16 protein-coding genes are annotated in these 15113 nt (G+C 39.8%); 10 read left to right on the top strand and 6 right to left on the bottom strand.

Annotated features, from left to right (window positions below; translation table 11 throughout):
- Position 1: 1 nt before the first annotated feature.
- Positions 2–343, top strand: a complete 342-nt coding sequence (locus A4S05_RS37100) for a 4Fe-4S binding protein (protein WP_069074745.1) — start codon at positions 2–4, stop codon at positions 341–343.
- Between the two features lie 44 nt (positions 344–387).
- On the opposite strand, the gene A4S05_RS37095 is transcribed toward A4S05_RS37100, so the two are convergent.
- On the bottom strand, positions 388–1416 hold the full coding sequence (locus A4S05_RS37095; protein WP_069074744.1) for an isopenicillin N synthase family dioxygenase: 1029 nt from the start codon (positions 1414–1416) through the stop codon (positions 388–390).
- Positions 1417–1718: 302 nt separating this feature from the next.
- On the opposite strand from A4S05_RS37095, the gene A4S05_RS37090 reads away from it, so the two are divergent.
- The 3 genes from A4S05_RS37090 (at position 1719) to A4S05_RS37080 (ending at position 4932) form a co-directional block, all read left to right on the top strand.
- Entirely contained in the window at positions 1719–2756 is a 1038-nt protein-coding gene (locus A4S05_RS37090; protein ID WP_069074743.1) for an NADP(H)-dependent aldo-keto reductase, read from the top strand.
- 310 nt (positions 2757–3066) lie between these two features.
- Positions 3067–4188, top strand: coding sequence for an aryl-sulfate sulfotransferase (locus A4S05_RS37085; RefSeq protein WP_084227403.1), 1122 nt, complete (start codon positions 3067–3069; stop codon positions 4186–4188).
- A 78-nt stretch (positions 4189–4266) separates the two neighbouring features.
- Entirely contained in the window at positions 4267–4932 is a 666-nt protein-coding gene (locus A4S05_RS37080) for a glutathione S-transferase family protein (RefSeq protein WP_069074742.1), read from the top strand.
- Between the two features lie 158 nt (positions 4933–5090).
- On the opposite strand, the gene A4S05_RS39790 is transcribed toward A4S05_RS37080, so the two are convergent.
- The gene (locus A4S05_RS39790) at positions 5091–5495 is read right to left on the bottom strand and encodes a four-helix bundle copper-binding protein (protein WP_084227404.1); all 405 of its coding nucleotides are present in this window, start codon (positions 5493–5495) and stop codon (positions 5091–5093) included.
- Positions 5496–6487: 992 nt separating this feature from the next.
- On the opposite strand from A4S05_RS39790, the gene A4S05_RS42430 reads away from it, so the two are divergent.
- The 5 genes from A4S05_RS42430 (at position 6488) to A4S05_RS37060 (ending at position 10458) form a co-directional block, all read left to right on the top strand.
- Positions 6488–6631, top strand: coding sequence for a hypothetical protein (locus A4S05_RS42430; protein WP_176727219.1), 144 nt, complete (start codon positions 6488–6490; stop codon positions 6629–6631).
- A 261-nt stretch (positions 6632–6892) separates the two neighbouring features.
- The gene (locus tag A4S05_RS37075; protein ID WP_069074741.1) at positions 6893–7990 is read left to right on the top strand and encodes an aliphatic sulfonate ABC transporter substrate-binding protein; all 1098 of its coding nucleotides are present in this window, start codon (positions 6893–6895) and stop codon (positions 7988–7990) included.
- 61 nt (positions 7991–8051) lie between these two features.
- Complete coding sequence (locus tag A4S05_RS37070) at positions 8052–8915, top strand: TauD/TfdA dioxygenase family protein (protein ID WP_069074740.1); 864 nt, start codon at positions 8052–8054, stop codon at positions 8913–8915.
- A gap of 494 nt (positions 8916–9409) precedes the next feature.
- On the top strand, positions 9410–9655 hold the full coding sequence (locus A4S05_RS37065; protein WP_069074739.1) for a hypothetical protein: 246 nt from the start codon (positions 9410–9412) through the stop codon (positions 9653–9655).
- Positions 9652–10458: a phosphate/phosphite/phosphonate ABC transporter substrate-binding protein gene (locus A4S05_RS37060; protein ID WP_069074738.1), complete on the top strand. Its 807-nt coding sequence runs from the start codon at positions 9652–9654 to the stop codon at positions 10456–10458. The genes A4S05_RS37065 and A4S05_RS37060 overlap by 4 nt, the downstream gene beginning before the upstream one ends.
- A 50-nt stretch (positions 10459–10508) precedes the next feature.
- On the opposite strand, the gene A4S05_RS37055 is transcribed toward A4S05_RS37060, so the two are convergent.
- Genes A4S05_RS37055 through A4S05_RS37040 form a run of 3 tightly spaced genes read right to left on the bottom strand, consistent with a single transcriptional unit; the run spans position 10509 to position 12550 of the window.
- Positions 10509–10916 (bottom strand): type II toxin-antitoxin system tRNA(fMet)-specific endonuclease VapC, encoded by a 408-nt coding sequence (locus A4S05_RS37055; RefSeq protein ID WP_069074737.1) that lies wholly within the window; start codon positions 10914–10916, stop codon positions 10509–10511.
- The gene (locus A4S05_RS42800; RefSeq protein ID WP_218108015.1) at positions 10913–11263 is read right to left on the bottom strand and encodes a hypothetical protein; all 351 of its coding nucleotides are present in this window, start codon (positions 11261–11263) and stop codon (positions 10913–10915) included. The genes A4S05_RS37055 and A4S05_RS42800 overlap by 4 nt, the downstream gene beginning before the upstream one ends.
- A 39-nt stretch (positions 11264–11302) precedes the next feature.
- Positions 11303–12550, bottom strand: a complete 1248-nt coding sequence (locus A4S05_RS37040) for a tetratricopeptide repeat protein (protein ID WP_069074736.1) — start codon at positions 12548–12550, stop codon at positions 11303–11305.
- A gap of 279 nt (positions 12551–12829) precedes the next feature.
- Between A4S05_RS37040 and ssuD the strand changes: the two genes are divergently transcribed.
- On the top strand, positions 12830–13975 hold the full coding sequence (gene ssuD, locus A4S05_RS37035) for an FMNH2-dependent alkanesulfonate monooxygenase (RefSeq protein WP_069074735.1): 1146 nt from the start codon (positions 12830–12832) through the stop codon (positions 13973–13975).
- 239 nt (positions 13976–14214) lie between these two features.
- On the opposite strand, the gene A4S05_RS37030 is transcribed toward ssuD, so the two are convergent.
- A partial coding sequence (locus A4S05_RS37030; RefSeq protein ID WP_069074734.1) for a glycosyltransferase occupies positions 14215–15113 on the bottom strand: 899 nt, incomplete at its 5' end.

Raw genomic sequence — 15113 nt, 5'->3', positions numbered from 1 at the left:
CATGATCGAGCTTGTCAGCCATAAACTCTGTATTAATTGCAATTTGTGCGTCCAAGTGTGTCCTACCAACGTCTTTGACTCCGTACCCAACCAACCACCTGCGATCGCCCGCAAGGAAGACTGTCAAACTTGTTTCATGTGTGAGGCTTATTGCCCTGCGGATGCACTCTATGTTGCACCTGAATCTCATACCAATGTTGCAGTCAATGAGGATGATTTAATTGAAAGTGACATCATGGGCGAATATCGTCGCCTCTTAGGTTGGGGATATGGTAGAAAAAACAATAGTGAATTGGATACGGCTCATAAACTGCGCCAACTACCGCGTCCTTATCAAAGTTAATTTGGGGACTGGGGACTGGGGATTGGGGACTGGGGAGTGGGCTTTTATTCAGCACTTTCAAGCACTTTTTGGCGTAGTTCTGGAAATACTTTGGAAACTTTATTCAAGAGATATTCGCCATAAGTGCCGCAAAATTCGTGAACACTGGCTTTATCCCAGCGATCGCTTTTATCATCATTCACTACTACATCCTTCAATTCAATGGGTTTGACTTCAACGTTGAAATTGGGATCAAAGAAAAACGGGAAAGAAAGTCGATGACTTGTTGATAAGTTCTGAACGCGGTGGGGTGTTGAGCGATACAGCCCTTGAGTCATGCGATCGAGCATATCCCCAATGTTGCATACGAATGAACCAGGAATAGGAGGTGCATCTATCCAACCAGACTTGGACTTGATTTGTAATCCACCGATATTATCTTGCTTGAGGATAGTTAATACACCATAATCTGTATGTTCGCCAACACCCCATGCAGATTGAGATGATGAATTAGGAGGATAATTAAAAATCCGAAATAATCTCAATGGGTCTTTGGTATAACGGTCTGCAAAATAGGACTTTTCTAAACCTAGACTTAAAGCAATACCAGCCATCAGGATATGTCCAAGTTGAGTCATTGAGTCTATATATTCCAGTACTGTTTCCCTAAATTGGGGAATGTTGGATGGAAAAAGATTGCGACCGTGCATTGGTATACCGGCTTTCACAAGTGGGTGATTTTCTTCTAGTTCTGCACCAAAATAAATACCTTCTTTTAAGTCTGGTTTACTTGATGTCAACTCGTTACCCACGGGGAAATATCCTCGCCATGCTCTACCACCAATAGCCATACGTATTTTCAATTTAGTTTCTACATCTTGCGCGAAGAACTGTTGACTGAGATTTTCTAGTTTCTGTTGTAGTTGTTCATCAATTCCATGTCCAACAATATAGAAGAATCCGTAATCTTGGCACGCTTGCCTAATTTGGTCTGCCACTACTTTACAAGAGTTGCTAGTTTGGCGAATTAGCGCACTAATATCAATTATGGGAACTTGTGAAAACTCTTTATCTACATCTTGTAAGATTGTCATGCTCAGGTTCTCCTAGTTGTGCGTAGACTAATATCTAGGCTACACAGAAAATTATATCGATAACTATAATGTTGGGTATGGCGATCGCTAACTTTAGTCAGGTGCTTAGACAAAGTATTTTGAGTACAAGTTTTTAAACTTTATTTATAAATCCGGTAATTTGATATCCATATCGTAGTATAATCTAAATCATTCTCATTCTTTCTGTAAAAAACAATAAGTTACTGAACGATGAGTAATTTATTGTCTAATATCAATTGCGTAAAATCTTGTTAATTTAATAACAAACATAATCCAGGAATATGCAGTATAATCAACTAGGTAATAGTGACCTAAAAGTTTCCGAAATTTGCCTCGGCACAATGACCTATGGGCGACAAAATACTATAGAAGAAGCGCATCAGCAGCTAGATTATGCGATTAATCAAGGAATTAATTTTATAGATGCGGCTGAAATGTACCCCGTACCACCCAGTGAAGAAACCTATGGTTTAACCGAAACTTATATTGGAGAATGGTTAAAGCATCAACAGCGAGATAAATTAATAATTGCTACTAAAATTGCGGGGCCTGGTCGCGGCTTTAAATGGTTACGTGGTGGTGCGGAAGGAATTGAACGAAACAATATCAAACAAGCAATAGATGATAGTCTCACAAGATTACAGACAGACTATATTGATTTATACCAAATCCATTGGCCCGACCGTTATGTTCCTCGTTTTGGGCAAACAGTTTTTGACCCCAAACAGGTAAAGGAAACAGTTCCCATTGCCGAACAACTGGAAGTTTTTGCTGATGTAATTAAAGCAGGTAAAATCCGTTATGTCGGGTTAAGTAATGAAACACCTTGGGGCGTTGTACAATTTAGTCAAGCAGCAAAACAATTAGGATTACCTAAAGTTGCTTCCATCCAAAATGCTTATAATTTACTTAATCGAGTTTTTGATGGCGCACTTGCAGAAACAGTTTATTACGAAAACATTCCTTTACTAGCTTATAGTCCTTTAGGATTTGGCTATTTAAGTGGTAAATACCTCAACGGTAAACCAGAAAAAACCAGAGTGACTTTATTTGAAAACTTTGGTCAGCGTTATTTAAAACCAAATGTGCAAGAAGCAGTAGCAGCTTATGTAGAAATAGCTAAACGTCATCAATTGAGTCCTGCACAATTAGCGATCGCATTTGTGCGGAGTCGTTGGTTTGTTGCTAGTACGATTATTGGTGCTACCACACTCGAACAACTCAAAGAGAATATAGAAAGTATCAATGTAGTTCTCGACAAAGATATTTTGGCAGAAATAGACATAGTTCATACTCAATCTCCCAATCCAGCACCTTAATTTAAAATTAAAAGTAGGTTGGGTTAAGAGGTTGTTTGAAAAGTGTTTCGCTGTGACTTTAAGCACTTTAGATCCCCCCTAGCCCCCCTTAAAAAAGGGGGGAACCAGAGTCAAAGTCCCCCTTTTTAAGGGGGATTTAGGAGGATCAAGATATATGCAACTTCACATTAAATTGGTATTAGGGGGATCTAAAAGTTTTGATACCGACAAGAGGACTTTTCAAACATCCTCTAAGCGCAGTGCAACCCAACAAATCAATGCCAATTTTGGGTTTGAAAACAGTTTCTAATCCCTATATCCACTTCAAATTATGACGATCGCAACAGCATCAGTTGATCAAAATACTATTCGTCGCCGTGGTACTGGTTTAAGAGCTTATAATCCTGACAAAGCATTCAAGGGATATACACTTTTTACACCTCTTACAGGTAAGGGAGAAGTATATCTTCTGAATCTAGAAGGAGAAGTAGTACATCAATGGAATTTGCCATATTCACCGGGTTTATATGGTTATCTTTTACCCAATGGCAACCTTTTTTATAATGGCAAGACGCTAGATATTCCGCCACATTTTCCTTTGTGGGCTGCCTTTAAAGGCGGCGTTGTCTTAGAAGCAGATCCCAAGGGAAATATTATTTGGGAATATAAACATCCAGATCATCATCACGACGGCCGGAGACTACGCAACGGGAACACGATTTTATTAGCTATTGAAAAGATACCTCAGTCTTTGATTCCCCGTATCAAAGGCGGTGTAGCAGGAACAGAAGCAGACGGTGATATCTATGCTGATGTACTTTATGAGGTTACTCCTGGGGGTGAGATTGTTTGGACTTGGCACGCCCATGAACACTTAGATCCAGATATTTTTACTATCACTCCCCAGGATCAACGACACGAATGGACTCATGGTAATACTGTAGGCGAACTCGCTGATGGCAATATTATAGTCAGCTTCCGCAACATCTCCACCGTCGCAATTATCGATCGCAACACAGGAGAGATTATCTGGACACTTGGAGACGACATCTTAGCACAGCAACACTTTCCTAACGAATTAGCTAACGGCAATATCCTAATTTTTGACAATGGCGCACATCGCCGTCACACTGCGCTGAATTTCTCTCGTGTGATTGAAGTTAACCGTCAAACGAAAGAAATAGTTTGGCAATACAGTGACAACCCACCTCAAAATTTCTTCAGTTCTTATATATCAGGCGCACAGCGTCTAGCGAATGGCAACACTTTAATTACAGAAGGTGCTTTCGGTCGCATATTTGAGGTGACAGTTACAGGAGAGATTGTTTGGGAATATGTCAATCCTCACTTTGCGGCGAGGAATCTGGGTGAGAAGTCAGCAGTAGCTAGTGGGGAGCAAAATTCAGTCTTCCGTGCTTTTCGTTATGCCCCTGAAGAAGTACCTTGGCTCTAGTTCAATTTTAGATTTTGGATTAAATTGAATTAATTTCCAAAGCTAATAAACCAATCCTATTCATAGAGGAATATCAACATGGCTGAAATCAAGATATATAGTGCGGTTGTTTGCCCTTATGCTCACCGTTCGCGTTTGGTATTGCAAGAAAAAGGCATCGACTTTGACTTGATTGAGATTAATTTGCAGAACAAGCCGGACGGATTTACAGATATTTCTCCTTATGGAAAAGTGCCAGCACTTGTACATAATAATCACCGAGTTTGGGAATCGGCAGTAATTAACGAATATCTCAACGAAGTATTTCCAAATCCGCCGCTTTTACCTAGCAGTTCCATTGCTAAAGCACAAGCTCGAATCTGGATTGATTTTGCTAATACTCGATTCGTTCCGGCTTTTTCTACTCTCTTGCGTAGTCCTGATATCCAACAGCAAGAAGCAGCTAAACAAGAACTATATAAACATCTGGAATTTATCGAGAATGAAGCTTTTGGGAAGTTATCAGGAGACGGCCCTTACTGGTTTGGCGAATCCGTTAGTCTGGTTGATTTCACCTTTTATCCCTGGTTTGAGCGTTGGGCTGCACTGAAGCACCATCGAGGCTTTGCACTACCAGAAGAATTTACTCGTTTACGTCAGTGGAAAAAGGCTTTAAAACAACGTGATTCTGTAGTGGCGATCGCTAATAGTAAGGAGTTTTACATAGAGCGATATGCTAGATTTGCTACCCCTGTTGCTGTCTAATACTACTTTTTGGTAGTCACAAGAATTGTATCTTTCCCTAAGTTTTCGCCGCCCAAAATCTTTTTGAGCGGCGAAAAACTAAAGATACTGGAGAAACTATGAATTTAGGTATAATCGCAAGTCTGCTATAAATTGGGCAACTTGATCCTGGCGGAAAATTAGCTAGATAGTAGTGAATCTTCTGTCACCAAGCTTGATCTGCGGAAATAGGAAGCAGAATTGAGTCCCATTGAGTTGCAATGTTGAGCGCACTTGCGGCAAATAGTGGCACAGAACATCATTGTGGCATCGCTGCTCATTTGTTCACAAGCTAGGGCGGTGCGATCGCAAATTTGGGCGCACAAACTACAGGTGTTTCCCATAAACTCAGAACCGTCATTAATCATGTTGACGCACATCATGCACATTTCTGCACAGTCCCGCAACATGGACATCATAGCCATATCCATGTATTTACCACCCTGACTCTTGCAGTATTTGAGGGTATCAATGCAAGTAGTTTGGCATTCAATAGAGATTTGTTTGCAAGCTTCCATTTCAGTGAATATAGATTCGGTTGTCATCATAGAAATAGTCTCCTTGTTGTCGCCGTTAGTGGTGTGGCTGACTTAATTAGCAAGGTAAAACTTTATTTTTGAGAAATCAATAGATTCTGGAGTTCTAGCAATTTGAAGGCCCATATACCTATATACTTGACGTAAATTAAGCGGCTTTTCATATTTAATTGGGAGCTATTTGACTAAAATCCTTATTTATTAAGGGCTGAGACTCTTTTGTTAGTTATAGCGAATTACTTAATATTTAGAATTGACTGTCGGTTTATTTGATTTGTCTGCCTACTAGATCGAAAAACAGTTGAAAGATAATACCCTTTTATTTCCTAGCGTATAAACCGTCAAAGCTTTGTCAAGTAAAGATTATAGCTAGATCCATCATTGAAACAACTCATTAGTTGAAAAAACGCTATGAGTACATTTTCTTATATTTCAGTAATATTAAATTTTCATGACTTTATTAAGCCATAGTTCATCATACAGTGGTGGTTTGCAGTTCCTACAAGTCGGCACAGCCACCCAACGGACTGCTTACTGCGCCTCTAGATGAGGCAAATTCATATTTACACTCAGCAACCCCGAATTTTTTGACAAAATGTACTTGCCTTTTACAGGCAATCATGCAACACTGCTATATTAGCAAAAATCTACTAAATACCTACCAATTTACAGTACTTTGTTTAAGCTTATCTTGCCACTACCAGGATAGTTATTTTGTAAAAGTGCTTGCTCGGTAAGGATTTAAGATTAAGCAGACTCAACAGAACTTAAGGAGAAGCAGTGTTAATTCAAAAATGTTGTTGCCCATCTAACTAAAAAATCACTGATTTAAGCTCTTACTCTCTGCGCGAGACTAGCTCATATTTTCAATCAGCAATGTCAAGGATTAAATCTTGGGAATTGGGCGAACTATACCTCCTCGTGTCGCAACTGAATCCTAACTTCAGCGTGTTCCAATTCCCATTTCCTCATCCATACTCACCACAAGGAGAAAATAGATAATGGTGCAACTATTAGTTAAACAAGAATCCAAACATTGGATTAATGTTGCTACTTGTTTATCTACGGAATTGGCAGCCACCGCAGTGGAAAGAGATAACAAGGCAGAGCTGCCAGATATAGAAATCCAACGGTTGCGACCTTAATTCCTTTTTTTTAATTGCGGATGTAGTTAAGTAAATAGATCAAATCTCATGCATTCGCCATTAGGCGGCAATACAGTTCAGATAAATAAAACCAAAAAACTTGTAGAGACGGCGATTTATCGCGTCTCCAAAACCCAAAATTTTGTACCATTACCCCTTAACCCAAGCGTATTGCATTAGGCGGTAGCGTTGCGTAGCAAAGAGTAAGCGCAGAAATTTTTCATTTAACAACTTGTTTGATAATTAGAGGTAAATTAATTCATGAAAGATTTCAGAAAACAAATTGCATTCTGGAAAAACCAACACATAACTCGTCGTCACGCCTTATTTGCTTTTGGTTACAGTTTAGTACTTACCACAGTATTTAGTTGCAGTAATTCACCAAATAATTCTCAGCAACAATCAGCTTCATCGGCTTCTAATGTAGCTAATAGTAATACTACTACCAATAAAGTAATTAGAATTGTCCGTTCTAAACAACTTACTGCCCTAGCCGTCTTAGAAGAAAAAGGTATTCTAGCAGAACGATTAAAACCTTTAGGATATAGGGTAGAGTGGCCAGAATTTGCTGCCGGGCCACAACAATTAGAAGCTTTAAATGCAGGCGCACTTGATATTGCCTCTACAGCCGAATCTCCTCCTGTTTTCTCTCAAGCAGCCGGCGCACCTCTTGTATATCTAGCAGCTAACTCTTCTGATGGCCAAGCAGTTTCACTGTTAGTTCCTAAAAACTCTCCTATTCAAAGTGTCAAAGATTTAAAAGGAAAAAAAGTAGCTTTTCAAAAAGCATCAATTGGTCATTATCTTATACTTCGAGCCTTAGAAAAAGAAGGTTTAAAGCTTAGTGATATAGAATCAATCGGTCTAGCGCCTCCAGATGCTAATGTGGCATTTAGTCAAGGTAAAGTAGACGCTTGGTTTATTTGGGAACCATTTGTTACAAGAAATGTCCAAAATAACACGGCACGGATTTTAACTGATGGTGGTAACGGCTTGCGAGATACTAACAACTTTATATCCACAAACCGCAAATTCTATCAAGAAAATCGAGAAGCCATCAAGGTTTTTTTAGAAGAAGTGCAAAAAGCCCAAAATTGGTCTAAGAATAATCCTAAAGAAATCTCCCAATTGCTCTCTGCAATAACTCAACTTGATCCACCAACATTAGAGATTATGCACAAAAAGTATGATTTCACCCTTATACCAATTACCGAAAAAATAATTAATAAACAACAAGAAGTTGCAGATAAATGGTACAGCCTGGGACTGATACCTAAGAAGGTAAATGTGAGAGATGGCTTCTTGACTCCTGAAGAATATGCCGAAATCACTCCTCAAGAAGTGCTTACAAAACAATAATATTTGGGGCATGAATTACTAGTTTTTATTTGTAAATTGTGGAAAATTTTAATAGCTGATTATGTCTACACTCACCTTAACTAACTTTCAAATTACTCCCATTAATGCACCTCTAGGTGCTGTAGTCACTGGACTGGATGCTAGTCAACCGATTAAACCTGAAGTTATCTTACAACTGAAACAAACATTACTTGAACACCAGATCCTTATCTTCAAAAATCAAAATCTGACTGATGAGCAATTCTTAAACTTTGCTTTTCATTTTGGTTCTCTATTTGTCCCGCCAGATGACATCCCAGTTCTTGCTTCTCAGCCAGGAGTCACACCCGTAATAATTCCCGTTTCTAATGTTGATGGTGGCTATACTGGAACTGGTGAACTAACTTTTCATTCTGATCATAAGTGGACTCCTTATCCTTCTAGTGGTTCTTTACTCTATGCTTTAGAAATACCCAATGAAGGTGGAGATACTTACTGGTTAAATTTGAATTTGGCTTATGAAACTTTGGATGAATCTATCAAGCGGCGAATTGCAGATTTGCAGTTGATTACATACAATCCCTTTTTAAATAAACCAAATATACCTCGTTCTAAATACCGTTTAGACAACAGTATTCCCCTAATTAGCCCTGTATTTCCTCACCCACTAGTACGGACACATCCAGAAAGTGGGAAAAAGATTTTATATTTAGATTACGCCACAGAAGTAGAAATTGTTGGTCTAGATCCGCAAGAAGGATCTGAATTAATTGAACAGCTGCGATCGCATTTACATCAACCTCGGTTTTATTATCAACATAAATGGTCTGTAGGCGATATTGTCTATTGGGATAATCAAGCAACTTTGCATTATCGTCAAGCATTTGATCCCAATCAGCGCCGGGTGATGAAACGGATAAGTTTAGCGGGTAGCCGTCCATTTTGAGGAAAAATCCCATTTATTTGAAAAAATAAGTTGAGATAGAATAACCCTGGTTTATTGAATAAACCGGGGTTTTGTACTTTATGACGATTTAAGTTTTATTGATTGAGAATATATGAATTTTATCGAACAGAATTCAGGAGTCAGGAGTCAGAATTCAGTTGGGTATTCTGTGCGAGTGGCGGATAGCGCAGCGTTAGCGACGCAGGAGCGTCTGAATAGCCGGGTTTAAGACCACCACCAAATCTACGATTTGGTGGTCAATAAGACCTGCGCCGGTCTGAATCCCCGACTGATTTATTCTGACTGCTGTTAGGGGTAGCGGGGCGTTTAGCCCATTCTGACTTCTGAATTCTGACTTCTGAATTCTTCTTCAACTCCAAAATTATTAACGTTAATTATTCAGATTTTTTGACGAACTTAGATAATATATATTATAATCTACGTTAAGACTATCGAATTACCGTTCTTTACTTTGATTGAAGGCAGAAATCGAAATGGCATTAGCTCAACACATCAATATCCAAGACGCTAAAAAAGTAAATGATTATTTCTTGTGGAAGATATTACTACTTGGTACAGATTTTTTAAAGCAGCTATGGTGGCACACTAAAGCATACACAACAGTTTTGGGTATTATGTTGTTGACCTTTGCCAGTCTCGGATTTTTATACATACATTATTTATCTGGAAAAAATTTAAGTCGATTTATTCAACATAAAACTGTTTTAGAACAAAAATGACTATATATAAAAGATTGCACATTACATCTTATCTGGCTCCCAATTGGTTTGAATTTTATCAGGCGATCGCAGCTTATTTAGGTCGTGTTTTAAGAGTAGAATTCCAACTACAACAAGGTGAATATGATCCTCTAGAAGATGATCTATTGTTTCAAGACCAGATAGATTTAGCTTTTATTTGTGGATTGCCACTAATTCGCTATAGTCAAATAGTTTCAAACCAATTTCAGACTTTAGTTGCGCCAGTAATGCAATCATCACGATATAGCAACTGCCCTGTTTACTATGCAGATGTTATTGTCAATGCTAATAGTAATATCAAAAAGTTTACAGATTTAGCAGGAAAAACATTTTGTTATAATGACCTGGGTTCTAATAGTGGTTATAATTTACTTTCTCATAGATTAGTTCAAGAAAAATATCCTGAAAATTTCTTTAGCAAAACGCTACAATCAGGTTCGCATCAGCGTTCAATTCGCTGGATAGTTGAGGGATTAGCAGATTGTGCAGCGATTGATAGTGTGGTACTAGAACAGGAATTAAAGGATTTTCCTGAATTATCACAGCATTTGCGTGTGGTGGAAGTGCTAGGGCCTTCTCCGATGCCACCATTGGTAGTAGCACAGCGTCTAGGTATATCTTTAATTCAGCAAATGCAGTTGGCATTACTCCAACCAGATGCAGAGTTGCAAAGAGTGATGAAACAGTTCGGAGTTAGACGTTTTGCCGCAGTGAGATTGGAAGATTATCAGATGTTATATCAGATTTATAAAGACCGCTCTTGTGTTAGCTTGTCTAGGTAAGAAATAAAAGAAAAGCTCAAGCAGAGGCACAAAGAGAAGGAGACAGGTTCTCAATTATCTATCTCCCAATCTTCAGTAAACAAATTATTAACGCGCTTGAACTCCCTGGTGTTATGGGTGACAAGGGTTAAGTTATTTGTCAGTGCGATAGCGGCAATTTGTAAATCATAAGCTCCAATTGGAGTGCCTAATGCTTCTAGTTGAGAGCGAATCGTTCCAAAACTCATTGCTGCTAGGTCGTCAAAGGGTAATGATATAAATTGAGCTAAAAATTCTTGTTGTAATGTAAGATTACGTACTGGATTGGCACTTTTCATTGCGCCATAAAATAGTTCAGCTTTAACGATTGAGCAAACCGCAATATCTTTAGTTGCAGTGGATTCTAGTTTCTGCTTTAAGGTGGAATTTTTTCCACGCATATAAATAATGCAAGTGTTAGTATCTAGCAGGAATTTCACAGGATGGGTTCACGTTCTTGTTGTTGTCCTTGGGGATGGCGAAAGAATGTTTCATCTTGGATACATCCATAAAATTGAGTCAGGGGATATTCTGGGGTTTCAGTTTTGGTTTCTGGTTGTAAAGACTCAATCAGGGTTTTTAGTAATACCAAACCTCGGTTAATATCTAATTCTTCAGTGAGTTCAGCCAAAGGAGATTCACGGAAAAAGTCTGAGAGTTTGCTTGGTTGATCTGGGTGGGCGTTGTTATTGTGTGTGGTCAAGCTTTGAGCGAGAAGTTGGATAATATACAGTTTATCATTGGGCGAAAGCTGAAGGAGTTGTTGTTCGAGTTCTTGGATAGCCATGATGAGGGTGTGGAGGATAATTTTATTTTGCACTAGTTTTTAAGACACGGCATAATTCCAACTCTGCTGTTGTGCCGACAATACTGCATCTTGATAAACTTGCCCAAATAATACTCGCTGTGCATGACTCCCTCCAATCTCATGCAAGCGTGGTAAAACAGGTTTCAGTTCTGCAACAGTCGTGTGGAAATCGCCTTTGGCATGAGCTACCATTCCTCTAGCTGCGGGAATTGCTAACTCTACCCAACTCCGTCGCAGAAAAGGATTAATACTCAAAGTGTGATACTGCATACTCTGAAGCATTTGGTTCACCCAATCATGGTGTCCGGCTTTGGCAAGAGCATAGACATAATGCAAATCCTGAAATGGTAATGCGTGTTCATCAATCCGGCTGTAAAGATAAGGACTAATGCCTTGCCAACGGTTCTCCACATTTACACCGCGCAATTCTAGGCGCAATAATAATGAAATTGCTCCTACTTGGTCTTTAGGAGATTGTTTGTTAGCACGTTCCCAAATATGCGTATCGTAGAGTTTGAGAACTTTTTGGTAGTTTTCTAACTGCAAATAATATAATGCAATGTGCCACCAGTTATGAGTGTAGAGCATGGAGTTGCAGTTTTCCCAGGTATCTGCAAAACTCTCCATCCAAGCTATTCCCTCATCGACTCTTCCCTGAGTTTCCATGACATGAGCTAAAGCATGATGCGCCCAAGGATCATATCTATTTAAGGCGATCGCTTGACGAGCTATCTTTTCTGCTGCTTTGAGTTGGTGACATTGTTCTAATCCAAAGGCCACCATGCCATATAAATAATGTTGTTGAGGATTGCTAGGTAAAACCTTCTGGGCAATTTCTAGTAATTTTTCTTTATTGCCTGTATAAAAATAGTGATACTGTCCTTGCTGCACAGAAATCAAATCACGGGGAAATTGATTGGCAATCTCTTCATGAGTGGCGATCGCTACATCAATTTCTTGATTTGCCCAAGCTAAAATCGCTTGCACATATAACTTTTCTCTAGCAGTAATTTTAGTGTAATGCTGTTGTGCAGTTTGCAGATATGGTTGGGCTTGCTGCCAAGCTTTGCGATTTTCTTGGGTGAGATAATAAGCAGCTGCATAAGCATGAGCTAATGCACAAGTAGGATCTGCTGCAATTGCTTGTAAAATTGCTGTTTCTGCATCTTTACCATAACCAAGCATCTGATCGATAAAACGGTTAATGGCTGCTTTCGCATCGGCTGAATCTGTTGTAACTACTAGTCCTTGTGCATCTTTAAGCATGATTAATTCTTTGCAGCAAGATTTGTGAAGCAAACTATAAACTACGGCAAGTCTATAGGAATAATGTAATTTCAAGCTCAAGTATGTCATAGCCACCACAAAACCGCAAGCATTAAACCACTAAAACTCTACCGACTAACAGTATTTAGTTTTGTAAAGGTATTGCTTTGCTTGACTGGCTGTGCGATAGTCTAAAAGTGAATTAAATAATACGGTAAATTGACAAAATTACCGTACTTTAAGTCCAGGAAATATTGCAGCTACTCTGACATAGATATCATGCAGCTACTTTGGTTTATTCCAACTCACGGTGAAGGGCGCTATCTTGGTACTGCCATAGGTGGGCGGGCAGTCAACTTTGATTACTGGCGGCAAATTGCCCAAGCAGTAGATCATTTAGGTTTTACAGGGGCATTACTACCTACAGGCCGTTCATGTGAAGATGCCTGGATTTTGGCATCAACTTTGGTGACACACACCAAGCGGATGAAGTTTTTGGTGGCTATTCGTCCGGGCTTGATGTCGCCGGGAGTAGCAGCACGAATGGCAGCAACCTTTGATCGCATTTCTGGTGGAAGGTTGTTGATTAACGTCGTCACCGGTGGCGATCCGGTGGAATTGGCGGGAGATGGATTGCATCTTTCCCATGACGATCGCTACAGATTAACAGATGAATTTTTGGCAGTGTGGCGAGAGATTGCATCTGGAGAAACTGCCGACTTCCAGGGAAATCATCTGAATATCCAAAGTGGTAAGCTATTATTTCCCACAATCCAGAAACCTCATCCGCCTCTGTGGTTTGGAGGTTCTTCCCCAATTGCTCAAGAAATTGCAGCCAAACACGTAGATGTATATTTAACTTGGGGCGAACCACCAGAACAAGTTGCCCAAAAGATTGCCTCTGTACGTCGGTTAGCAGCAGCCCAAGGGAGAACATTACGTTTTGGGATTCGTCTCCACGTGATTGTGCGAGAGACAGAAAGCCAAGCCTGGGATGCAGCGAACGATTTGATTCGCTACGTAGATGAAGATGCGATCGCCAAAACGCAACAAGCTTACGCCCGCATGGATTCCGAAGGACAACGCCGGATGAAAGAATTACACAACGGCTCTCGTGAAGCCTTAGAAATTAGCCCGAATTTATGGGCAGGAATCGGTTTAGTCCGTGGTGGTGCTGGCACAGCTTTAGTAGGCGATCCTGATACCGTTGCTCAGAGAATGCTGGAATATCAAGAAATAGGTATCGATACCTTTATCTTCTCTGGTTATCCCCACCTAGAAGAAGCATATCGGGTAGCAGAATTACTTTTCCCTCGTTTACCCCTAGACAATCAGCCAACACTAGAACCGCAACTATTAAGTCCCTTTGGCGAAGTTGTAGCCAACCAAGAATTCCCCAAACAACAAATCGCCACCGTAGATTAAAAAACACTCCGCCTTCAAGTACCTCTGCGTTTAAAATCCCAAAAGGTTTAATTACCATGATAAATATATTAGCGTAGTCGCAAAGCGGCTTGCCGTAGGCATCGCCGGCAGTCCCTCTCACCCTTCCAGAACCTACACCATTCTCGAACACGCTGCCAAAACCCTATCACAGCAAGGATTATAGCAGTAGCCACATAGGTTAGGACATNNTTTTTCAGCAAGCCCTATTTTAGATATTGTTAAATTAATTTGTTCGCCAGAATTTTCTGGTAGGTTTGGATTGTTTGCCTTGCGATCGCATCCCAGCTAAAATTTTCCAAGGCATATTTTTGGGCGTTTAATCCCCGTCGTTGGCGTTCTGCGGGATTTTGCAAAGCTTCTTGCAGTAACTCTATCAATGCTTGGACATCTGTTGCGCCCACCCAACCCGACTCACTATCACGAATCTGTTGACAAATATGCACTTGATCAGAAATGACAACGGGTACACCTGCTACCATCGCTTCAGCTACAGCAATCCCAAAATTTTCATAGTAGGAAGGCAAGACAAATAAATCAGCAGCTTGTAGTAAACTAACTTTTAACTCACCAGTGACAAAGCCAGTAATTGTAGTGTGCGATCGCAGTGGTGAATTTTGAATTTGGGATATTATCTTTTGTTCATAATCTGGATCTTGAGGATTAGTCCCAGCTAAGACAAAATGAAACTTATAACCAATCCCTAATAGCTTCTCTAGCGCCGGAATCAACAAATTTAACCCTTTTTTCGGATCAATTCGTGACATAAACAGCACTAAAGGCACATCCTTTGGTATTTCTAACTGACTACATATATTTTTAAAAGAAGATTGAGGGGGAATTACACCCAAGGGAATCACCAAATCTGGTGTAGATACTCCAAACCGTTCTGATATTTTAGCTTCTTGATCGCTGGTAAAATGAATTGCTGCCGCACCCGCTAAGTTTTGACGTTCTATAATTGCGACATAAAGCTGTTTTAATCGCTTTTTTTTCTTTAAATCAGCCGGATCGAGAGTACCCAAAGGACGGAAAATATAAGGTAGCTTTTGCTGACGACACACAATTGCAGCAGCACTAATTATTGGCGAGAATAAAGCATGAATATGTGCTATGTCAA

It is taken from the genome of Nostoc sp. KVJ20, from assembly GCF_001712795.1.
Classification (GTDB): domain Bacteria; phylum Cyanobacteriota; class Cyanobacteriia; order Cyanobacteriales; family Nostocaceae; genus Nostoc.
This window is presented reverse-complemented; position numbering and strand designations above follow the sequence as displayed.

Excerpts from the sequence above, each read along its gene's own strand:
- A4S05_RS37065 (WP_069074739.1), top strand. The coding sequence starts at position 9,410 with ATGGCATTAGCTCAACACATCAATATCCAAGACGCTAAAAAAGTAAAT.
- A4S05_RS37070 (WP_069074740.1), top strand. The coding sequence starts at position 8,052 with ATGTCTACACTCACCTTAACTAACTTTCAAATTACTCCCATTAATGCA.
- A4S05_RS37060 (WP_069074738.1), top strand. The coding sequence starts at position 9,652 with ATGACTATATATAAAAGATTGCACATTACATCTTATCTGGCTCCCAAT.
- A4S05_RS37075 (WP_069074741.1), top strand. The coding sequence starts at position 6,893 with ATGAAAGATTTCAGAAAACAAATTGCATTCTGGAAAAACCAACACATA.
- A4S05_RS37090 (WP_069074743.1), top strand. The coding sequence starts at position 1,719 with ATGCAGTATAATCAACTAGGTAATAGTGACCTAAAAGTTTCCGAAATT.
- A4S05_RS37040 (WP_069074736.1), bottom strand. The coding sequence starts at position 12,550 with ATGCTTAAAGATGCACAAGGACTAGTAGTTACAACAGATTCAGCCGAT.
- A4S05_RS37085 (WP_084227403.1), top strand. The coding sequence starts at position 3,067 with ATGACGATCGCAACAGCATCAGTTGATCAAAATACTATTCGTCGCCGT.
- ssuD (WP_069074735.1), top strand. The coding sequence starts at position 12,830 with ATGCAGCTACTTTGGTTTATTCCAACTCACGGTGAAGGGCGCTATCTT.
- A4S05_RS37080 (WP_069074742.1), top strand. The coding sequence starts at position 4,267 with ATGGCTGAAATCAAGATATATAGTGCGGTTGTTTGCCCTTATGCTCAC.
- A4S05_RS39790 (WP_084227404.1), bottom strand. The coding sequence starts at position 5,495 with ATGACAACCGAATCTATATTCACTGAAATGGAAGCTTGCAAACAAATC.
- A4S05_RS37095 (WP_069074744.1), bottom strand. The coding sequence starts at position 1,416 with ATGACAATCTTACAAGATGTAGATAAAGAGTTTTCACAAGTTCCCATA.
- A4S05_RS42800 (WP_218108015.1), bottom strand. The coding sequence starts at position 11,263 with ATGGCTATCCAAGAACTCGAACAACAACTCCTTCAGCTTTCGCCCAAT.
- A4S05_RS37100 (WP_069074745.1), top strand. The coding sequence starts at position 2 with ATGATCGAGCTTGTCAGCCATAAACTCTGTATTAATTGCAATTTGTGC.
- A4S05_RS42430 (WP_176727219.1), top strand. The coding sequence starts at position 6,488 with ATGGTGCAACTATTAGTTAAACAAGAATCCAAACATTGGATTAATGTT.